Annotated in this window: 20 protein-coding genes; 9 read left to right on the top strand and 11 right to left on the bottom strand. The window is 60.0% G+C overall.

The genetic code is table 11. From position 1 onward, the window contains the following. The first annotated feature begins 21 nt into the window (after positions 1 to 21). A complete protein-coding gene (gene murA / locus IEX75_RS04170; protein WP_188794312.1) occupies positions 22 to 1,281 on the top strand; it encodes a UDP-N-acetylglucosamine 1-carboxyvinyltransferase in 1,260 nt (419 codons plus the stop codon). Positions 1,282 to 1,359: 78 nt separating this feature from the next. Here murA and IEX75_RS04165 read toward each other — a convergent pair whose 3' ends face one another. The 3 genes from IEX75_RS04165 to purM all read right to left on the bottom strand — a co-directional run bounded on the left by IEX75_RS04165 (position 1,360) and on the right by purM (position 3,947). Further along, positions 1,360 to 2,064 (bottom strand): DUF3108 domain-containing protein, encoded by a 705-nt coding sequence (locus tag IEX75_RS04165; protein WP_188792973.1) that lies wholly within the window; start codon positions 2,062 to 2,064, stop codon positions 1,360 to 1,362. 42 nt (positions 2,065 to 2,106) lie between these two features. Further along, complete coding sequence (purN, locus tag IEX75_RS04160) at positions 2,107 to 2,769, bottom strand: phosphoribosylglycinamide formyltransferase (RefSeq protein WP_188792972.1); 663 nt, start codon at positions 2,767 to 2,769, stop codon at positions 2,107 to 2,109. Positions 2,770 to 2,918: 149 nt separating this feature from the next. Further along, positions 2,919 to 3,947, bottom strand: coding sequence for a phosphoribosylformylglycinamidine cyclo-ligase (gene purM, locus IEX75_RS04155; RefSeq protein ID WP_188792971.1), 1,029 nt, complete (start codon positions 3,945 to 3,947; stop codon positions 2,919 to 2,921). A gap of 363 nt (positions 3,948 to 4,310) precedes the next feature. On the opposite strand from purM, the gene IEX75_RS04150 reads away from it, so the two are divergent. From IEX75_RS04150 to IEX75_RS04120, 7 genes are all read left to right on the top strand, one after another. Beyond that, complete coding sequence (locus tag IEX75_RS04150) at positions 4,311 to 5,309, top strand: DUF2066 domain-containing protein (protein ID WP_188792970.1); 999 nt, start codon at positions 4,311 to 4,313, stop codon at positions 5,307 to 5,309. A gap of 7 nt (positions 5,310 to 5,316) precedes the next feature. Beyond that, entirely contained in the window at positions 5,317 to 5,925 is a 609-nt protein-coding gene (locus IEX75_RS04145; protein WP_229720625.1) for a CDP-alcohol phosphatidyltransferase family protein, read from the top strand. 92 nt (positions 5,926 to 6,017) lie between these two features. Continuing rightward, positions 6,018 to 7,166 carry an AI-2E family transporter gene (locus tag IEX75_RS04140; protein ID WP_229720624.1) on the top strand — a complete coding sequence of 383 codons (1,149 nt, stop codon included), beginning with the start codon at positions 6,018 to 6,020 and terminating at the stop codon, positions 7,164 to 7,166. After that, on the top strand, positions 7,163 to 7,870 hold the full coding sequence (hda, locus tag IEX75_RS04135) for a DnaA regulatory inactivator Hda (RefSeq protein WP_188792969.1): 708 nt from the start codon (positions 7,163 to 7,165) through the stop codon (positions 7,868 to 7,870). The genes IEX75_RS04140 and hda overlap by 4 nt, the downstream gene beginning before the upstream one ends. Before the next feature lie 42 nt (positions 7,871 to 7,912). Then, positions 7,913 to 8,338, top strand: a complete 426-nt coding sequence (locus IEX75_RS04130; RefSeq protein ID WP_229720623.1) for a GFA family protein — start codon at positions 7,913 to 7,915, stop codon at positions 8,336 to 8,338. Next, positions 8,338 to 8,736: a VOC family protein gene (locus IEX75_RS04125; protein WP_188792968.1), complete on the top strand. Its 399-nt coding sequence runs from the start codon at positions 8,338 to 8,340 to the stop codon at positions 8,734 to 8,736. Before IEX75_RS04130 ends, IEX75_RS04125 begins: the two co-directional genes overlap by 1 nt. A 19-nt stretch (positions 8,737 to 8,755) precedes the next feature. Continuing rightward, positions 8,756 to 9,142: a VOC family protein gene (locus IEX75_RS04120; RefSeq protein ID WP_188792967.1), complete on the top strand. Its 387-nt coding sequence runs from the start codon at positions 8,756 to 8,758 to the stop codon at positions 9,140 to 9,142. A 17-nt stretch (positions 9,143 to 9,159) separates the two neighbouring features. On the opposite strand, the gene IEX75_RS04115 is transcribed toward IEX75_RS04120, so the two are convergent. From IEX75_RS04115 to IEX75_RS04085, 7 genes are all read right to left on the bottom strand, one after another. After that, complete coding sequence (locus tag IEX75_RS04115) at positions 9,160 to 10,179, bottom strand: Rieske 2Fe-2S domain-containing protein (RefSeq protein ID WP_188792966.1); 1,020 nt, start codon at positions 10,177 to 10,179, stop codon at positions 9,160 to 9,162. Continuing rightward, positions 10,176 to 10,991 carry a hypothetical protein gene (locus IEX75_RS04110; protein ID WP_188792965.1) on the bottom strand — a complete coding sequence of 272 codons (816 nt, stop codon included), beginning with the start codon at positions 10,989 to 10,991 and terminating at the stop codon, positions 10,176 to 10,178. Before IEX75_RS04110 ends, IEX75_RS04115 begins: the two co-directional genes overlap by 4 nt. A gap of 296 nt (positions 10,992 to 11,287) precedes the next feature. After that, positions 11,288 to 12,445: an ATP-grasp domain-containing protein gene (locus IEX75_RS04105; protein WP_188792964.1), complete on the bottom strand. Its 1,158-nt coding sequence runs from the start codon at positions 12,443 to 12,445 to the stop codon at positions 11,288 to 11,290. Then, a complete protein-coding gene (locus IEX75_RS04100; protein ID WP_188792963.1) occupies positions 12,438 to 13,763 on the bottom strand; it encodes a F390 synthetase-related protein in 1,326 nt (441 codons plus the stop codon). Before IEX75_RS04100 ends, IEX75_RS04105 begins: the two co-directional genes overlap by 8 nt. Continuing rightward, positions 13,760 to 14,587 (bottom strand): MBL fold metallo-hydrolase, encoded by an 828-nt coding sequence (locus tag IEX75_RS04095; protein ID WP_188792962.1) that lies wholly within the window; start codon positions 14,585 to 14,587, stop codon positions 13,760 to 13,762. The genes IEX75_RS04100 and IEX75_RS04095 overlap by 4 nt, the downstream gene beginning before the upstream one ends. Then, positions 14,574 to 15,569 carry an NAD-dependent epimerase/dehydratase family protein gene (locus IEX75_RS04090; protein WP_188792961.1) on the bottom strand — a complete coding sequence of 332 codons (996 nt, stop codon included), beginning with the start codon at positions 15,567 to 15,569 and terminating at the stop codon, positions 14,574 to 14,576. Before IEX75_RS04090 ends, IEX75_RS04095 begins: the two co-directional genes overlap by 14 nt. Before the next feature lies 1 nt (position 15,570). Beyond that, the gene (locus IEX75_RS04085; RefSeq protein WP_188792960.1) at positions 15,571 to 16,566 is read right to left on the bottom strand and encodes a beta-ketoacyl-ACP synthase 3; all 996 of its coding nucleotides are present in this window, start codon (positions 16,564 to 16,566) and stop codon (positions 15,571 to 15,573) included. A 163-nt stretch (positions 16,567 to 16,729) separates the two neighbouring features. On the opposite strand from IEX75_RS04085, the gene IEX75_RS04080 reads away from it, so the two are divergent. Further along, positions 16,730 to 17,479: a helix-turn-helix domain-containing protein gene (locus tag IEX75_RS04080; protein WP_188792959.1), complete on the top strand. Its 750-nt coding sequence runs from the start codon at positions 16,730 to 16,732 to the stop codon at positions 17,477 to 17,479. Between the two features lie 167 nt (positions 17,480 to 17,646). On the opposite strand, the gene IEX75_RS04075 is transcribed toward IEX75_RS04080, so the two are convergent. Then, positions 17,647 to 18,591 carry a peptidoglycan-binding protein gene (locus IEX75_RS04075; protein ID WP_229720622.1) on the bottom strand — a complete coding sequence of 315 codons (945 nt, stop codon included), beginning with the start codon at positions 18,589 to 18,591 and terminating at the stop codon, positions 17,647 to 17,649. Positions 18,592 to 18,994 lie beyond the last annotated feature (403 nt).

The raw sequence follows: 18,994 nt of genomic DNA, 5'->3' as shown, positions 1-18,994 counted from the left end.
ACCTATTTCAAGGATTCACCCATGGCAAAAATCCTGATCAGCGGCGGTGAGCCGCTACGCGGTGAAGTGGGCATTTCCGGCGCCAAGAACGCCGTGCTGCCGATCCTCGCTTCCTGCCTGCTGGCCGATGAGCCGGTCACGATCAGCAACGTGCCCCACCTGCACGACGTCACCACCACCATGGAACTGCTCGGCCAGATGGGCGTGCAACTGGTGCTGGACGACCGTATGAAGATCCAGGTGGACCCGCGTTCCACCAACCGTTACTTCGCGCCGTACGAGCTGGTGAAGACCATGCGCGCATCGATCCTGGTACTGGGGCCGCTGGTGGCGCGCTTCGGCCAGGCGGAGGTGTCGCTGCCCGGTGGTTGCCAGATCGGCTCGCGTCCGGTGGATCAGCACATCCGCGGCCTGCAGGCACTGGGTGCGGAGATCGACGTCGAGAACGGCTACATCAAGGCCCGCGCCAAGCGCCTGAAGGGCGCGCGCATCATGATGGACATGGTGACCGTTACCGGTACCGAGAACGTGATGATGGCGGCGGTACTCGCCGATGGCACCAGCATCATCGAAAACGCGGCGCAGGAACCGGAAGTGGTCGACCTGGCCAATTGCCTCAATACGCTGGGCGCGCAGATCGAAGGCGCGGGCACTTCCACCCTGGTGATCCACGGTGTGGAACGCCTGCATGGCGGCCATTACGAAGTGCTGCCCGATCGCATCGAAACCGGCACTTTCCTGGTCGGCGCCGCGATGACCGGCGGCAAGATCCGTGCCCGCAATGCACGCGCGAATACGCTCGATGCGGTGCTGGTGAAGCTGGAAGAAGCCGGCGCACACGTTTCCACCGGTCCGGATTGGATCGAGTTGGACATGCAAGGGCGTCGCCCGAAGGCGGTGAACATCACCACCGCGCCGTATCCCGCGTTCCCTACCGACATGCAGGCGCAGTTCACCGCGCTCAATTGTGTGGCGGAGGGCGTTGGCGTGATTACCGAAACCGTGTTCGAGAACCGCTTCATGCACGCGCATGAATTGCAGCGTCTGGGTGCGGATATTCGCTTGGAAGGTAACACCGCGATCATCCGCGGCGTGGACAAGATGAGCGGTGCGCCGATCATGGCCACTGACCTGCGCGCCTCGGCGTGTCTGGTGTTGGCGGGACTGGTCGCTCAAGGCGACACCACGGTAGATCGCGTGTATCACATCGATCGTGGTTACGAGAACATCGAAGAGAAGCTCAGTACGCTTGGGGCGCGGATTCGTCGTTTGCCGACGTGACGTAGGTTGGGGTGCAAACCCCAACACCGCCATTCTGGATACATACCATGTTGGGGTTTACACCCCAACCTACGTGATTTACGGCGAGCTGTAACGCACCAGTTCCAACGTCAAATCCCCGCCATCGCTCTGCGCAAGTTTCACCGGCAGCGGATATTTAGCCGGCACATACCATGCTTCGAAGTGCTTGTCCGAATCGGTGCGCGTCACGCGCTCAGCTTGGAAGCTCCCGGCCGGCACTTTCACGCTCTCGGTGCCTTGCACCTTGAATTGCTGCTGCTCCACGTGCTGCTTCACGCCTACCGGCAAGGTCACGTTCTGATTGCCATTGTGCAGTGCCAAGCCAAGTGCATACGAGATGGTATTGCGATCAACCATGCCCGGAACCGCGGCGTAGTTCGTGACACCTTTGCCCTCGTCCACGCTTACCTGCTTGGTATTCCAGTTCACCTGCATGCTGCGTTGCTTGACTTTGAATGCAACGACCTTGGACATATAGCTTTCGGTCTCGGGCGTATTGCCATTCCAGCGGAAGCGAGTGACATCACTGGAGTTGGCGCCCAGTGCTGCCGCCAAGCCAGACGTGCCTTGTATCTGGTTGCTGTATTCGTATTGGCCGTTGCCTAGCGATTTCAGCGTGATGGTCGCTTCACCCATCGGCTGGCCCTGACTTGTCACAGCGTAGGTGGCCGTGAACGGTGTCGGCTGTGCGGCGAACGCAGCGGTGGAGACAGCCAGCGCAAGGCCGGCGAGGAGGGAGCGGGGGAGGTTGTGTGTGCGCATGGGTCGGCAGTGTACGCGCGAAGGCTGAACGCCTGATGGCGATTAGCGAACGAGCTCGCCGTCTTTCCATCGCAAGGGTTTGCGAAGTGGCTGATTGTCGAACGTGATGCCTTCTTCGCTTAGTGCCAGCCTGCCTGCAGCAAGCAGCGCGACAACCGCCGGTAGCAGTTGATGCTCCAAGGGCAGCAAGCGTGCAGCCAGCGTGTTTTCGTTGTCGCCGGCTTCGATCGGCAAGATGGTTTGGGCAATCACCGGGCCGCCATCGAGTTCAGCCGTTACGTAATGCACGCTTGCGCCGTGTTCGAGATCGCCGGCTTTCAGCGCGCGCCGGTGTGTATGCAGGCCGCGGTATTTGGGTAGCAGGGAAGGGTGGATGTTGATCATCCGGCCTGTCCACGGTTTCAACGCTTCGCCATCGATGATGCGCATGAAGCCGGCCAGCACGAGCAAGTCTGGTTTGCTGGCGCCGATGCGATCGAACAGGGCGACGTCGTAGGCACGGCGGTCGCTGTACCCACGCGGATCGAGCACGGTGGTTGGCACGCCCGCGCTTTGTGCGAATTGCAGCACGGGTGCGTCGGCCTTGTCGCTGGCGACGAGCACGAATTCCACCGGCAGTTCGCTGCGTTCGCGCGCGGCCAGCAGCGCGGCGAAGTTGCTGCCGCGGCCGGAGGCGAGGACTGCGATGCGGAGTGGTGCGGGCATGTTCGGTGATCGATTAGAAGGTGTTCTTGCCGGCCGTCATTCCCGCGAAAGCGGGAATCCATTTTTGCTTTTTGCATCAGAGCCAACATGGATTCCCGCTTTCGCGGGAATGACGGCCACAGGGCTCTATCGCGAGATTGTTGAAAGTCTCAACCAATATGCACGCGCTCGTCCGCTTGTGCCTGCACCACCTCGCCAATCACCCAGCTCTTCAAATCATGCTTGGCCAGCAATGCCGACGCCGCACTCACCGCATCACGCGGCAGCAACACGGTAAAGCCCACGCCGCAATTGAACGTGCGCCACATCTCTTCGCGTGCAACCTTGCCCTCGCGCATCAGCCAATCGAACACCGGCGGCAGCACGATGGCGGAGGCATCAAGCTTGAGGCCGAGGCCATCCGGCACCACGCGGATGATGTTTTCTTTCAGGCCGCCGCCGGTGATATGCGCCATGCCATGCACAGACACAGACTTCAGCAGTTCCAGCACCGGCTTTACATAGATCGTGGTCGGTGCCATCAGCGCATCGGCCAGCTTCACGCCACCGAGGTCCAGCTCCAGCGGGTTGCCTGCGCGTTCGACGATCTTGCGGATCAGCGAATAACCATTGGAATGCGGGCCGGACGACGCCACAGCCAGGATCACGTCACCGGCTACGACACTGTCGCCACTGAGCAACGCTTCCTTTTCCACCGCGCCGACGGTGAAACCGGCCAGGTCGTATTCACCCGGCGGATACATGTCGGGCATTTCGGCGGTTTCGCCGCCGATCAGCGCGCAGCCGGCCAGTTCGCAACCCTTGGCGATACCGCCGACCACGGCCACGGTGGTATCCACGTCCAACTTGCCGGTGGCGAAGTAGTCGAGGAAGAACAAGGGCTCGGCGCCCTGCACCAGCACGTCGTTCACGCACATGCCCACCAGGTCGATGCCGATGGTGTCGTGGCGGTTCAACTGCTGAGCCAGCTTGAGCTTGGTGCCCACGCCGTCGGTGCCTGAGACCAGCACCGGCTCCTTGTAGCTCGTGCCCAGGTTGAACAGGCCGCCGAAGCCGCCCAGTCCGCCCATCACCTCCGGACGAAAGGTGCGCTTCACAAGCGGCTTGATACGTTCGACCACGGCATTGCCGGCATCGATATCCACGCCTGCGGCGCGGTAGGTAAGGGCGTCGGACATGGCCAACCTGAGCTTGAAGAAACGTCCAATGATAGACGTTAAGGGCTGGATTGGGCAGACTTCGGGATGCTCTGATGAGTTCTGCGTGGGCGTCACCGGCACTGTCCGTTCGCAGACCACAGGACCATCGGCGAAGTCAGACTGGCCGTCTGTCGAGACGATGGGCCGAAGGTATGCGGACGGACAGTGCCGGCCCGAAGGGTGATGTCCAGAAGGCCCGCAGGCTGCGCCGCGCGACTTGAACAGACGGCCAGTCTGCTCTGCGCCACGCAACACACCCTGCGGGCCTTCTGGACATCATGCCGCCTACGCAGAACTCATCAGATCATCCCTTGACCCCTGACCTGAATACGGCCCCCTGACATGCGTCTGCCACGTTTGCCGATCGCCCTGCTGCTGTTTGGTCTCGCCCTGGGGCTCGCCCCGATGGCGCGAGGGCAGACCACCAACTCGCCGTACACCGTCGTGATACCGGTCACTGACACCAGTGCGGCGCAACGTAGCCAGGCATTCCAATCGGCATTGGGACAGGTGCTGGTGCGCGTCTCCGGCGGCCAGGATCTGAGCAGCAAGCCCGGCTATCCCGAGGCCTTGCAGAATGCTGCAGGCATCGTGAAGCAGTTCCAGTATCAGGCCGACGGCGGCAACCCGCCCACCTTCACGCTGACCGTCAGTTTCGATCAGGGCGCGGTGCAACGCCTGGTCACCCAACTGGGCGCCACCACGGCCGGCGTCAGGCCGCCGCTGTTGCTGGTGGTGAAGGCCGGTGACGGTCATCTGCTCAATCAGAATGAACTCGGTGCGCTTACCGGTGCGATCAACAAAGGTGGCTATCAGGTGAGTTATGCCGACGATCCCTCGCAGTTGCCAGACCTGGGCAAGCTGGCGGGCGCCGATCCTGCTGCCTTGTCCGCGATCAGCCGGATTTATCACACGGGCCTGGTGCTGATCGGCGACCTGCATGCAAACAGTGCCGACTGGACGCTGATCAGCGGCGGGCAGTCCCAGCACTGGAACGCACAGGGCACCGACCAGAACGGCTTGTTCGCCGATGCCGGCCAAAGTGCCACCGGCCGGCTGGGCCAGGCGCTCAACGTGATCGCCACCGCCGACGTGAACGGCACGTTGTGGGTGTCTGGCCTGCATTCGGCGATGGATTACGCCAGCCTGCTCGCCACGTTGCGTGCCGATCCTTCCGTACGAACCATCGCCACGGTTGGCGCCCAGGACGACGGCGTGATGTTGTCGGTGAAGGCAGGTATGCCGCTGGATAACCTCGTCACCAACCTTGCCGCTGGCGGGCGCGTGATGGCAGGCGATTCCCACGATGGCGCGGACGCCAGCCTGCGCTGGTTGCATTAAGTTCGTCGTGACCGCCGCGATGCCGACAGCGTCGCAATCGCCTTGGCGGCATCTGCCCAACGCCATCTCCATGTTGCGGGTGCTGCTGGTAGTGCCCATCTGCTGGCTGCTGTGGCATGAGCAATGGTCTCTCGCGCTGCTGCTGGTCGCGGTGGCTGGCGCATCGGACGGACTGGATGGTTTTCTGGCGCGTCACTATGGCTGGCAGAGCCGGCTCGGCGGAATACTCGATGCGGTCGCCGACAAGCTGTTGCTGATCGCTTGCTTCGTGATCCTGGCATGGCGGCAGGAAGCGCCTGTCTGGCTGGCGGTGATCGTATGCGGCCGCGATGGGATGATCGCCCTGGGTGCGCTCGGCTGGCGCGTGCTGATCGGCCCGATCGAACCACGGCCCAGCCTGCTATCCAAAGCTTGCACGCTCGCGCAGATCATCTATTTGCTAACCGTCTTGCTGGCGCTGGCGCACTGGCCCGTGCTGCGGTCGTCGGTGTTGGCCTGGCTGGTGGCCGTGCTGTGCGTGGCGAGCGGCGCACACTACGTACTTTATTGGTCGCATCGAGCTTGGCAGGCGCGACATACCAACGCTCTCTCTCCACCGGGAAGCAGGCTGGGGTGACGGACGCGCCTCGCCGCGAGACCGCAAGGCTTTGAACGGCCCCTCACATCAGCCACACTTGCTTCCGTTCGCCCCTCCCTGACGAGCCGTTTGTGTCCATAAGCCAAGAGACGTCCCGCCGCTGGCAGATGCTGGCGATCATCATCACCATCGGGCTGCTGGTATGGCTGCTCGCACCGGTGCTGATGCCGTTCGCCGTGGCCGCCATGCTGGCCTACCTCAGCGATCCGCTAGCCGATCGGCTGGAGCGGTTCGGCTTGGGGCGCACCTTGGCGGTGGGCATCGTGTTCGTGGTGCTGATCCTGGTGATCGCGGCAGCCCTGTTGTTGCTGGTGCCGTTGATTGCGCGGCAGATCGAAAACCTGGTGCAGAACTTCCCCCGCTACGTGGAGTGGGGCAAGGACACGGCCTTGCCGTGGGTACAGGCCAAGTTGCATCTGGATCCCAAGGCATTCGACACCGACCGGCTGGTCGACCAGATCAAGCAACACATCGGTTCCATCGGTACGGTGATAGGCACCATTTCGCGCTCCAGCGTGGGTATCGTTGCGTGGCTCACCAACCTGGTACTGATTCCGGTGGTGTGGTTCTACCTGTTGCGCGATTGGGACCGGCTGGTCGCATGGGTCGATCGCATGTTGCCGCGCTCGATTGAGCCGACCGTTGCACATCTGGCGCGCGAATCCGATTCCGTGCTCGGTGCGTTCGTGCGCGGGCAACTGCTGGTGATGCTGGCGCTGGCCATCTACTACGGTGTTGCCCTGACACTCGTGGGCATTTCAGTGGGACCGCTGATCGGCATGGTCGCCGGCTTGCTCAGTTTCGTGCCCTATCTTGGCTTCATCACCGGTTTTGTTGCGGCGATCATCGCGTCGCTGGTGCAACATGGCGACTGGACGCACCTGTTGATGGTGGTGGGCGTGTTCGTGGTGGGGCAACTGCTGGAAGGTTATGTGTTGGTGCCGCGGCTGGTGGGCGAGAAGATCGGCCTGCATCCCGTCGCGGTGATCTTCGCCGTGCTGGCCGGTGGCTACCTGTTCGGTTTTCTCGGCGTGTTGCTTGCGTTGCCGGCCGCGTCGGTGATTCTGGTATTGCTGCGCTATCTTGCGCAGCGCTACAGGCTCAGTGATCTCTACACCGAGAAAGGCGCGCCCGATAGCGCCATTGCTGAAATCGACGTAACCGTTCAAGAACATGGCGAGACGCCGGTGCACGTCGCCGGACACAGCGACAAACCATGACCGCGCAGTTGCCACTGGGGTTGCGCTGGCCTCGCCGCCAGCGCTTCGAGCATTTTCATGCCGGCGCCAATGCGGTCGCGCTGGCTGCCGTGCAGGTGCTTGCCACGCAGCCCGGCGCACCGTGGCTGTACCTGAGCGGCGCAACAGGCAGCGGCAAGAGTCATCTGCTCATGGCGGCATGCCAGGCGGCACACGAAGCCGGACGCACCGTGCAATACCTACCCTTGAAGAACCTGCGCGAGCACTTCATGGCGATCCGCGGTGTCGCGGGCAGCCAGTTCATCGCGTTCGACGATCTGGATGCGCTGGCTGGCGAACGCGAGGCCGAACATGCCTTGTTCGATCTCTACAACCGCGCTCGCGCCGAAGGCACCGCGCTGATCTTCACCGCACAAGCCGTGCCCACGCAGCTGCCACTCATGTTGCCGGACCTGCGCTCCCGGCTCGGTGCCTGCACGCAATTCGCCTTGAAGCCGCTCGACGATGGCGAACGCCGCGAAGTACTCAAGCAACAAGCCGCATTGCGTGGCATTGAGCTGAACGAGAGCGTGCTGGATTGGTTGTTTGCCCGCTATGCGCGCGACCTGGGCGCATTGCTTGATCTGCTCGACCGGTTGGACCAGGCGTCACTGGCGGCGCAGCGGCGAGTTACCGTACCTTTCCTGCGGACGTTCTTGCGCGAGGCCGATCACTCGCCACATTGAATGTCTCTTGCGTTCCGTCTGGGTTGTCAGAGGAAAGTAGGCATGAGTGCGAATGTTCCTGAAGCAAGCCCAGCTCGAATGCTTTCGGGCGAATGCCTGTGTGGCCATGTCCAGTATTGCGTCGAGGATCGCTTTGTCTATGCGCTGAACTGCCATTGCTCGCAATGCCGGAAGGCCACCGGTTCTGCCTTCAAGCCGTTTGCTGGCATTGAACGGACCAAGCTCAGCCTTACCAAGGGGCAGGAAGCGCTTTTGCTATTTGGCGACGAGCACGGGCATGACGTTCATTGCCAGTGCTGTGGGTCGTTGCTGTATTCCGTTGTTCGTAACGGGGAATACGTGCACGTTACCTTGGGTACTCTGACCGATGAGCCATCGATACGGCCGACTGCACATATTTTTGTCGGCTCGAAGGCGCCGTGGTACACGATTACCGATGAGCTGCCACAACATGAGGAGTTCGACTGATGGCACACACCATTACTCCCTTTTTGATGTTCGAAGGCGCTGCCGAAGAAGCGATGCAGTTCTACGTTTCCTTGTTCGATGACTCCCGAATTGTTTCAGTGGAGCGTTGGGGTGCTCATGATGTCGGCAAAGAAGGCAAGATAAAAAAAGCGCAATTCACGTTGTGCGGGCGGTCCTTTTATTGTTCCGACAGCCCGATAGAACATGGCTTCACGTTTACGCCGTCGCTCTCGTTGTTCATCGATGTGGATAGCGAGGCAAACCTGGAGTGGGTTTTTTCCCTGCTCGCGGCTGGTGGAAAGGTGCTTATGCCGCTCGACAATTACGGTTTCAGTAAAAGGTTTGGTTGGGCCAATGATCGCTTTGGCGTGTCGTGGCAGCTCAATCTGCCCGAGTGAATGTTTACCAGGAGCAAGCATGATCGATCACACCGGTGTCTCTGTACGTGATTTCGAAAAGAGCAAGGCGTTCTACGTCAAGGCGCTCTCCGCCATTGGCTACGCGTTATTGATGGAATTCCCAGCCTCCGTAACGGGCTACACCGATGTGGCCGGGTTCGGTGAGCCGCCCAAGCCGGATTTCTGGATCAGCAAAGGTGTGCCCAATCAGCCGGCCATCCACGTGGCATTTCGTGTAGAAACCCGTGCGATGGTCGATGCGTTCTACCTGGCGGCCATGGCTGCGGGTGGCCGCGATAATGGTGCGCCGGGCGTTCGGCCGCATTACCACGAGCATTATTACGCTGCGTACGTGCTGGATCCGGATGGGCACAATATTGAAGCGGTGTGTCATCAAGCGGCATAGCGGTCCAGCCGTACCGATCAAAGCATGAGGGTCGTCTCGCAGTCGCCGAGCGGATAGGCGGCTGCGTCTTCCGGACTGCTCCATGCGCTAAGCAGATGTTTGCGCACCACGTCGAAGCGTGTGATGACATCCTTCCGGTCGGGAAATATCCGGCTGTTGCTTATCTGCATCGCGAGCATGCGTTGATCCTGCTGGGCGACTTTGCGGATGAAGGGCCACACGAATGCACTCACCATCCATGCTGGAACGCGCCGTCCTTCGAGATGAAGCATGCCAGTCAGACGCGTCCGGTCCGTTGTTTCCGGACTGAAGTGCAGCGAAATGCATGCGCGGCTGCCGTTGCGGTAGTGATAGTTGAGCTGTGCCGTACCGGGAGCGCTAAAACAGGCGCGCTCGCTTTCGCGCGGTGATTCGAACAGACGGTACAGAAGTCCAGATTGTGTACTCTGGCCAACATAATCCACCACAAACCCTTCCGAATCTGCGTGCAGGCTGACCTGCATCGACTGTCTGGCAGCTTTTCGTCGCACCAGGCCGGTGTGCACGAAATGGGTGTGCAATGGATCGAGCACGTTTTCCAGTGCATCCACAATATGCGCGTGCCAGGTCGTCTGCCACAGAAACTTCCGATCGCCCGGTGCGAGTGCGCGAACGCGAGCGGGAATATCCTCGTCGCCCTCCTTGGCGTAGCGCACCCAGATCAAGCCGTCATACTCAACAACGGAAATCGCTCGTGCGTGTACGCCCGGCATACAAGTACCCGGTGGTGCGCCGGGCAACTCCTGCAGCTTGCCTCGCTCGTCGAAACGCCAGCCGTGATACGGACATTGCAGCGTGCCGTCGATCACCCGCCCCTGGGAAAGCGGTGCATGACGATGTGGGCAGCGATCCTGAAAACCTGCCACGCGCTGGCCGTTCAGGCGCGCAAGTACGATGGGCCGATCGAGCAACATGGCCCGCACCGGTTTGCGCCCGATCTTCGCCGCCAGCGCCACGGCAAACCAGCGATGCTCCAGATGTGCAGCCCAGGCGCTCATAGTTTGAATTTCCGCATGATGGGAATACCGATATTTCGCGTCAGGAAACCCAGCGCCTGGATGGCTCTTCGTCTGTGCGGCGGCAGATGGTCGACCAGTACGGCGCTGTATTCGAGCGCGGGCCGTCCGCCGCGTTGACGCTTGAAATGCGCAACACCTGCGCTGAGATTGACCAGTCGTCCATGCGTGGCCCCTTCGCGCAGCACGCAGGCAGCCAGTCTGCGATAAAGGCCGACTTTCTGCGGAAGATGGGTGTTGTAGCCCACGATGGGGGACGTAATCAGGTTGCCGAAAGCGAACAAACCAACGACCCCCTGCAAAATCCCAGCGGTATCGCGCAAGCCGAATAGTTGCAGCAAGCCGGCTTTACTCCATGCCATGATCAGCGGGTGACGATATTGCGGGTTAAGGCGGGAATACTTTTGGATGTAGAGGTCGTCGTAGAGCTCTTCGGCGCGCACGAAATCCGTTTCGTTATCCAATATTCGTTCGCACACGAAGCCATCTTTACGTCGTAAAAGAGAAATATCGCGCTTTAAGTCCGTGTGCTGTCTGACCAGCTCGGCGATGTTTTCAAACAGATAAACCTGTCGGCTTGGTAGAAGCATGCCGCCGCGATCGGCCAATGCGTGCAGCCAATCCGCGTGATGCGCTGCATTGAGCGATCGGAACCAGATAGCGTGATCTGGCCAACGCGATTTGGCCTCATCGATCGCCTGGTCGATGTCCACGTCTCGCAGGCGTGGATAGCAATTCGTGGATACGAGCCAGTTGTTTATCGCGACAGCGCGGTCGATCTCGGCCCGTTTCAATAGTGCTCCCATGCAATGGATGAGTCTGCTCAACGGCCGGGTAAGCACGGGACGGCCAAGCCTGGCCGTTTCCTCGATCGCGTAACTGCAGTAAGTCGTGTAGGGCGAGCACACCCACGCATTATCGGTTTCGGCATGGTTGACGGTGACGGGTAAGCACGCATTACCCGCGCTGATCGATTCGACACGAGTGTGCAGATTTTTGATAAGCGACTCGCTGGGCGACTGCCGGTGCAGTGCGAGAAATGCTGCAGCCCGTGCATTGAATTCATCCAGCGAGACATCCGGTAGCACGGTCATGGCGTATCGAGTGCCTCGCCGTCCCATTCGGTGTCGCGCGTGGATGCCTGTCGCATGGTGCATCGTTGCTGTACGGCGATGCGTGCGTACGATACAAGATCCAGCAGGCCTCCAAGCAGAGGCATGCGATCACCCTTGATCGCAATGACATCACGAGCGCCCTGGAAATCGCGCCACCATTCGCCCAGCGGTCGTTGTCGTAACGGCTGCCATACACCGGCCGCCAGCATCACCGCTGCAATCATTCGCATTTCTATGAGGCTGGGCTTGATGCAGGCATCCGCTTCGCCCATCAAGGCAGCTGGCAGAGCATCATGCATGGCAAACAGATGCACGCCGCTGATCGCACGCGGATTGCACTCCAGTACCTGGTAGCTGCCCTGGTCGGATTCGATCCAATCGAATGACAACTGGCCGGTGTAGCGGATTTTGCGTGCAAAGCTTTCAACGAATGCTTCAATGCCCGGCGCGTTGCACACCTCAAACACGTAACTGGAGCTGGCGTTGATGCGATAGCTTGGCCGATAGGTGACGTGCGCCAATACGCGCCCCTGATCGACGACACTGTAGGAGCACAATTCCTTGCCTCGGCAATACGATTGCACGACCCACTTCGTGTCCAGTTCGAACGGTCGTGCATCCTGTGGAATGCCGTCGGGATACAGGCGCACGTGCACGCCGAAACGCGAAAATTCCGGTTTGATCGCTACCGGACGGTCCTTGGCCCATTCGTGCGCTTCATCAATGCTGTTTACAAGGGCGCTTTCCGGAACGATCACGCCACAGTCCTGGGCTGCTTCCAGAAAGCGCCACTTGCTGTGCAACGTCGCGAGCATGTCGAAGTCGTCCACCAGAATGCGCACCTGCCGCGGTAGTGCAGGGCGAGCGCGGGCCAGGTAAAACACCTCCTCACACGTAGGCAGCACCAGGTCGATCTGATGAGCGTCTACCACTCGATTCAGTGCGCGTGCATACTCGCGAATACCATATCGCGCTGATGGCAGTGCCACGCTTGCATGCGCTGCGCGCGACCAAGTCGAAATCCGGCACGGCACGCTGTCGCCGACGATGACTTGCCAACCTTGCGCAGCGAAGCGTCGAGTGTGATCGAGCGCCACAGGCGACCGTCCTCCGAGAATAAACACCTTACGCATGCTTTCGGTCTCGCAAGGCTGGTAGGCCGCGTACTCGCCGTCGTTTGCTGCCGAGCTCACGCTTGGGCATGTCGCAAAACATGATGATCGGCATAGGCATTCGAAGTGTCGAGAAAAAGGCGTTTAGCGCGAGGCGGATGGCCTGCTGGCGAGCGGCATCGGGTGCCGGTTCAACGGCGATAGCAAACGTATTCGCATCGCGCTGCTCGATTTGATAATCCTGAATCGCCGGATCGGCATTCAATATGGCTCGTGTAAGGCTATCGGCGAAAACAGGTACGAGACTGGTATTCGTTTCGTTGCCCAACCAAACGATATCGTCCTCACGTCCTTCAATACGTTCCAGCGCGATATGCGGCGAGCCGCAGGGGCAGGGAGCGGCGCTCTCCACCAGAATGTCGTTGAGGCGATAACGGATCACCGGCTGCGTAAAACGGTAAAGATCAGTGATGATCGGTACGAAGCGGCGATGCGCCTGGTCGACCCAGTCGTGCTCGACGATGATGCAGTCCTCGTTGAGGTGGATCGCGCCATGCATGCAGGTCTGGCCGAGAAAGCCTTCGGTAGCCTGGTAGATCTGTTCGATCCGAATTCCCCATGCACGCTCCATTTCTGCGCGATCCATTGGATCGAGTACTTCTGCCGCAGAGATGACACGACGCGGTGTGATACGTGCGCCACCGTTCCGTGGCGCGCGGGCCACCAGAACCAGCGCCTGCGCCGGGCCTACCAGGATGGTTGGTGCATAGTTTTCCAGTTGCCGCAGCACCGTGTCGAACGGCTGAAGCAGGTCGATATAGCGGAACTGCAGCCGGGCGCCATGCATCGTGTCGTACAAGTTGCTGCCTGCGCGCAGTAGCAGCGCTACGCGTTCGCGTGCCAGCAATCCCTCAGGCAGCAGTTTGGCAAGCATGGTTGCCGCCCAGCGATGGCGCTCAGCGCTGCTGGCCAGGAACACGCCCCGTGCGCCGGATGTGCCCGTGGACAGGCCGACACTGATATCGCCTAGGGCCGGCCGGAAATCGCGCGTGTGCTCGGCGCGCTCCGCCAGCGCATAAGCCTGTGAGAGCGTGATGCCGGCTGTGTTGATGGTGTCGAAGTGCTGCATCCATTCGTGCTTTTCCATCAGCGGCCATTGCGCCAACGGCAGGTTCCGGTAAGCGGCGTAAAAGGGAGAAGCGTTCGCGATGCGCGTACGCATCATCTGCCAGCGGTGTTGCTGATGTGCTTCGATCTGCTCACGCGTTCGCAAGCGCTTCAGCCGTCGCGCCGACAGGTAATGCAACGCTACAGCTATCGCATCCTTCAACCGATTCATGGCGGTCGATGCTCTTCGCAATGCGAAGGGACGATGCGCAAGGCAGGGTCGGATTGCCGCAGCCGCTGCAGGCGTGCCAGCGTGGCGAGATACGAAGGCGTATCGCCGAGCCAGGATGTCACGATGCCCGGAGGCGGAATGCCGTCGAGCAATGCCTGGGAAGACCATGCCGCATCGGCAATCAGAAACACCTGCTCACCGTTCGATGCCTGGAACAACAGGCCATAGTGGCCAGCGGCATGTCCCGGCAAAGCGATGGCCAACATGCTGCCGTCACCTAAGAGGTCGTAGCCGGTCTGGAATTCCGCGAAGGCATCGGATAGTGCGACAGGCGACAGATCTTCAATCCACTGCACCCGCTGTTCGAAATCGGCCGGCAGCAGGGCAGGTAGAAGCCCTCGTTTGAGTGCGCCAAACCGGCTATGCGCGCGCAGGTCATTCCATCCTTCGCGCGAGCACAGAATGGTTGAATGCGGAAAGTCGTGCAGCCCACCCATGTGGTCACCATGCAGATGCGAAAGCATGACGGCGGCAATATGGTGCGATGCGATGCCATCACGATCGAGCTGATTGTGGAGGCTTTCCTTTTCGCCAAGACGCGGCGGCGTTATCGCGCGATAGAGACGTTCGGGTAGGCGGTGTGTCGCGTCGAAAAAGTGTTGCGAGTAACCCGTATCAAACAACATGGCGCCGAATGTTGGATGGCGCAGCAGAAAGGTCAGCGCAGGAAAACAGGTCATTTTCCAGGGGCTACCGCGACGCGTACTGCCTTGTGGATGCACGCAGTGGCCAGCTTCGTAAGTTCGCCACTCAATGTGGACCATGTGCTCTCCACCATTGACTGAAGCGCCGGATGCCTTCATCGATCGACACGCGTGGTTGGTAGCCAAGTACCGTGCGCGCGTGTGAAATGTCCAAGGTCTGCGTGTAGCCGAGCACGCCGACGCCGTAGCGGCTCAAACGTGGTTCGGGCTGACCGGGGCGAATGCGTGCGATACCTTCCGCCAGCGTGCCGAGGGTCACGGCGACCGGGCGGGGAAGCTGCACCCATCGCACTTTCATATCCAGCGCCGCGAACAGTTGATTCAACAATTCGCGCACCGGCATCGGTTCGCCATTGGTGATGTTGAATACCTTGGTGGTGGGGTTGGCTGGTACCGATAGCGCGGTGACCACGGCATCGGCGACATTGCCCACATACGTGGTATCGATCAGCGCCTGGCCGTTGCCGATCTGCGGAAACCAGCCGCGCCTGGCCAGATTCAATATGCGCGGGAAGATGGCTCGATCACCTTCACCGAACACCGCCCGCGGGCGCAGGATGATGCGCGACATGGCAGCGTATCGTGTATCGGCCACGCGTTGTTCGGATTGCCACTTTGTCTCCGCATACGCATTGATCCATCGTCTGGGCGGCGTGAAGGCTTCGGGGATGTTGAACTGATCAGCCAGCCGGAAATAAATACTGGGCGATGACAGATGCACGAAGCGCCCAACACCTGCTTCATGGGCAGCATGGAGCAGGCGCCCGGTGGCATGGACGTTGGCGCGCTGAAATGCGCCGCGGGCGCCCCAGGGTGACGACAACGCGGCGCAATGGACCACGGCATCACGACTCGCCACCAGTTTTTCAAGCGGGTCACTTGCTATATCTGCCGTAGCAACCGTGATGGGTGACATAGCGAACCCGGCCAGCCGTGTAACGTCCCTGCCAGTTGCCAGTACATCGTGACCTGCAACCGAAAGCGCGCGTGCAACATGCGAGCCGATAAACCCCGATGCACCGGTGACGAGAATGCGCGCCATATCAATAAGTAAGAATGACGCCGCCGAACGAAAGCCCAGCGCCGGAGCCAATCAGAGCGATGGCGTCACCGCGCTTCACTTTGCCGGTAGCGACGGCGTGATGCAGGGTCACCGGAATCGAGGCTGCCATCTGATTGCCGCGCTCGGCGAGAACCTTCACCAGTTTTCCGGCTGGCACTTTGAGCAGGTTTTCAAGATGCGCGAGTGCCTTGGCACTGGCCTGGTGCGGGATGATGCGATCAATGCTGCTAAGCGAGACGCCCGCACGCGTAAACAGCCGCTCCAGGAAGGCCGGTAGCCGCTGCGCCGCCATGCGATAGGTATGACGACCTTGCATTTCGAAACACGCACCATCCAGAAACGCCTGCATATCCTTGCGCGGCCTGATGCGCGTACCACCGGAGCGCACTTGGCAGAGTTCGGCGCCGATCGCGTATGTCTCGAAGTGAGTGCCTTGGATGCCCGTGCCGCTGTGTGCAGTGGTGGGCCCAAGCACGACCGCACCGGCGCCGTCGCCGAACAACATCGCGGTTTCTGCATCGTCTTCGCGCAATCCCGCTGAGGCGATTTCGCTGGAAACAATGAGCACGTAGCGATAGCGGCCGGCAGCGATAGCCATGCTCATGGTATCCAGCGCGGCCAGAAAGCTAAGGCAGGTAGCGTTGATGTCGAATGCAGGAATGCCGCTTTCGCCCAAACCGAGTTGTCGCTGGATAAGCGCCGCGGAGCAGGGAATGGCCTGCTCCATCACGCTGCACGCCGACACGATGCAATCGAGCTGCCCAGCTTCGAGACTGGCCGCCGTCAGTGCCGCTTGCGCTGCCCGCGCGGCCATCAGAGAGGTGGTCTCATCCTCGGTGGCGTAATAGCGGCGTTCGATGCCGGCGTGCCGGGATGTCCAGCCCGCGGGCTTATGCCAGCGCTCGTCCAGCGTTGAGGAATAGACGCAGCGCGTGGGTACGTATTCCCCCGTTCCCAGTATTTGCACCGATAGCATGTAAGTCGTTCCCCTCCATGTTTGCTGACGTATCAGCAGCCGGAACTAAGGTTGCGTCAGGCAACTGCCGCCAAACAATGCTCTGATTCCAAATGGCAGCAACGCGATCTCCATGGTATCGAAATATGATACTTTGTGATCATCTGGTATCAAGAATGTTGATATGTCCGCTTCCGCCATTCTTGTGCAATCCATTCGTGCCGAGCTGCGCCACCGCGGTATCACTTATCGCGAGCTTGCTGCCCAACTCGGGGTGAGCGAACCCACCATCAAGCGTGATCTCAGCCGCGGCGGCTTTAGCCTGCAGCGGCTAGATGATATCTGTGAAATTCTCGGCCTGAGCCTGGAAGACCTGATCGGCAATGGGCGCGTCACTGGGGTGACCATTACCGAACTCAGCCAAAAGCAAGAGGCATCGCTGGTTGCTGACCCCAAGCTGTTGCTAACGACTTATCTGATTCTCAACAACTGGCGCTTTAGCGAAATCATGTCGACCTTCAAGATCGACGAAAACGAACTGGTTTCGCTACTTCTGAAGCTCGATGCACTGAAGATCATCGAATATCGTCCGCCTGACCGCATTCGCAAGCTCACTGCGCGTAACTTTTCCTGGCGCAAGGATGGGCCGGTACATCGTTATTTTATCACCCGCGTACTGCCGGAATTTTTTGGCGAGCGGTTTGATGGCCCGGGCGACGCCTTTCATTTTGTCGGCGCAGCACTGTCTGAGGGATCGCGTGCGCGGATGCAGGCAGCGATGGCTCGACTTATCGAGGAATTCGAGCAATTGGCGCGCCTGGATGCCCGCCTTCCTCTGAATGTTCGCGATGGGTGCAGTGCTGTCGTTGCGTTTCGCCGGTGGGAATTTTCGGAATTCACTCAGCTTCGCCGACGGCGCACGCCTTCCGGTTGATGGTTGAACAGGGGCGTGAAGGCTTCATTGGGTACGCTGGCTTATTGCCGCGGAGTGCAAGCTTGAAAAAAAGCGGCTTCCTTCCTGAAGTCCACGATATGGACTTTCGCTTTGCCCAAATTAAGCAAAGCGCCCGGCGATTTTTCGCCAGGCGCTTTCAGCAAAGCTTAGCGTGCTTGCAATGCGTTGACAGTTGCCGCGTCGAGTTGACCTGTAACGGACAAACCGTTGGCTTGCTGGAACGTGCTGATCGCGTGGCTCGTTCCAGGGCCGGGCAGGCCATCGACCTTGCTCGTGTACAGCCCGAGTTCTGCCAGCTTGCGCTGGGCGTCTGCAAGCGAATAGCTGCCGCCGGTCCCTTGCTTGCTCGCGCCGTCGACAGCCAATACCCCACCCGTGCCCAGGCCGCCGGCAACGCGCTGTGGTGCATAATTGCGAACGGATTGCACCATCTGGTTGTAGGCGTCCAGGAAAGCTGCTGCGATAACTTTACCTTCAGGCGTCTGGCTATAAGCCCCCATGTTTGCACCGCCCGTTCCAAACTGCCCTAGCAGGGCACCTCCGGCAAAGTCGATGTTCTTGGCACTGCCCTGTGCTGCCGCAACCTGCACACCCGAGCGCGTATCCGTCAGCATCATGGTGGTGGATGCTTCGCTGCTCTTCATGGAGGCTGCAACAGCACCAAGGATTGCGCCATAGCTGCCGCCAATAGCGGAGAGAGCCCCCTGTGCGCCACCGGTATGCTCCGAAAACTGGATGGAAGGCGTGACGATGTAATCCGCCGCGACCATCTGGCCGTGTCCCATATGGCTTGAACCGCGTAGCTCGCCCGACGCAGCCAGGCCACGTTCGCCCATCATCGAATCCATCGCTCGACCCCGGTCGACGACAACGAAGCAGTTACTCTGTTGCACCATCAGGCGAATCAGCGGGACGGTCGATGGCAGTTTGTATTGCTGGGTAAGTACCGCATACCAGGGATCATTGATGTTTTCTTCCACTGCTAGTGTGCCGAGCGGACGCGGGCAATGTTCCAGCTTGCTCGCCGCTCCTGTACTAGCAGAGCCCGCAGCCGAACCGCCAACAGGATTCTTGCCTCCCCCTACTTGCATCTGAGCGCACCCCGCCAATAGCGTTGTGGCTAAAATGCCAAACATTCTAAAACCGCTCTTCAATCGATAGCTTTGCATGACAACTCCCTTGTTTTTGCTTGGCAAAAGAACGTCCGCACGGCTCTTTTGATAACCGTGCACCGCTCGAAATCGGACCCTGGTTTTAATATCCAATCTGATGCGATTTGGATACAGGCGGTATGTGCCGATAATTTTGTAGCGAAAGTCTGTAATAAGCTGGGTAAAAATCGTTTAAATCGCTTTTGCCAATCAGCTATCCCGCATCCCTTCGCTTATTGGGCCATACGAACCTTATTACTTGTATGCCGTCTGCGATGGCGAACAAAAGCATGACGAGATCAGGATCTTCGTCACGCTATCGGCGCTAGTTTGGCTGGATTGG

It is taken from the genome of Dyella nitratireducens (assembly GCF_014642835.1).
Lineage (GTDB): Bacteria > Pseudomonadota > Gammaproteobacteria > Xanthomonadales > Rhodanobacteraceae > Dyella_B > Dyella_B nitratireducens.
This window is presented reverse-complemented; position numbering and strand designations above follow the sequence as displayed.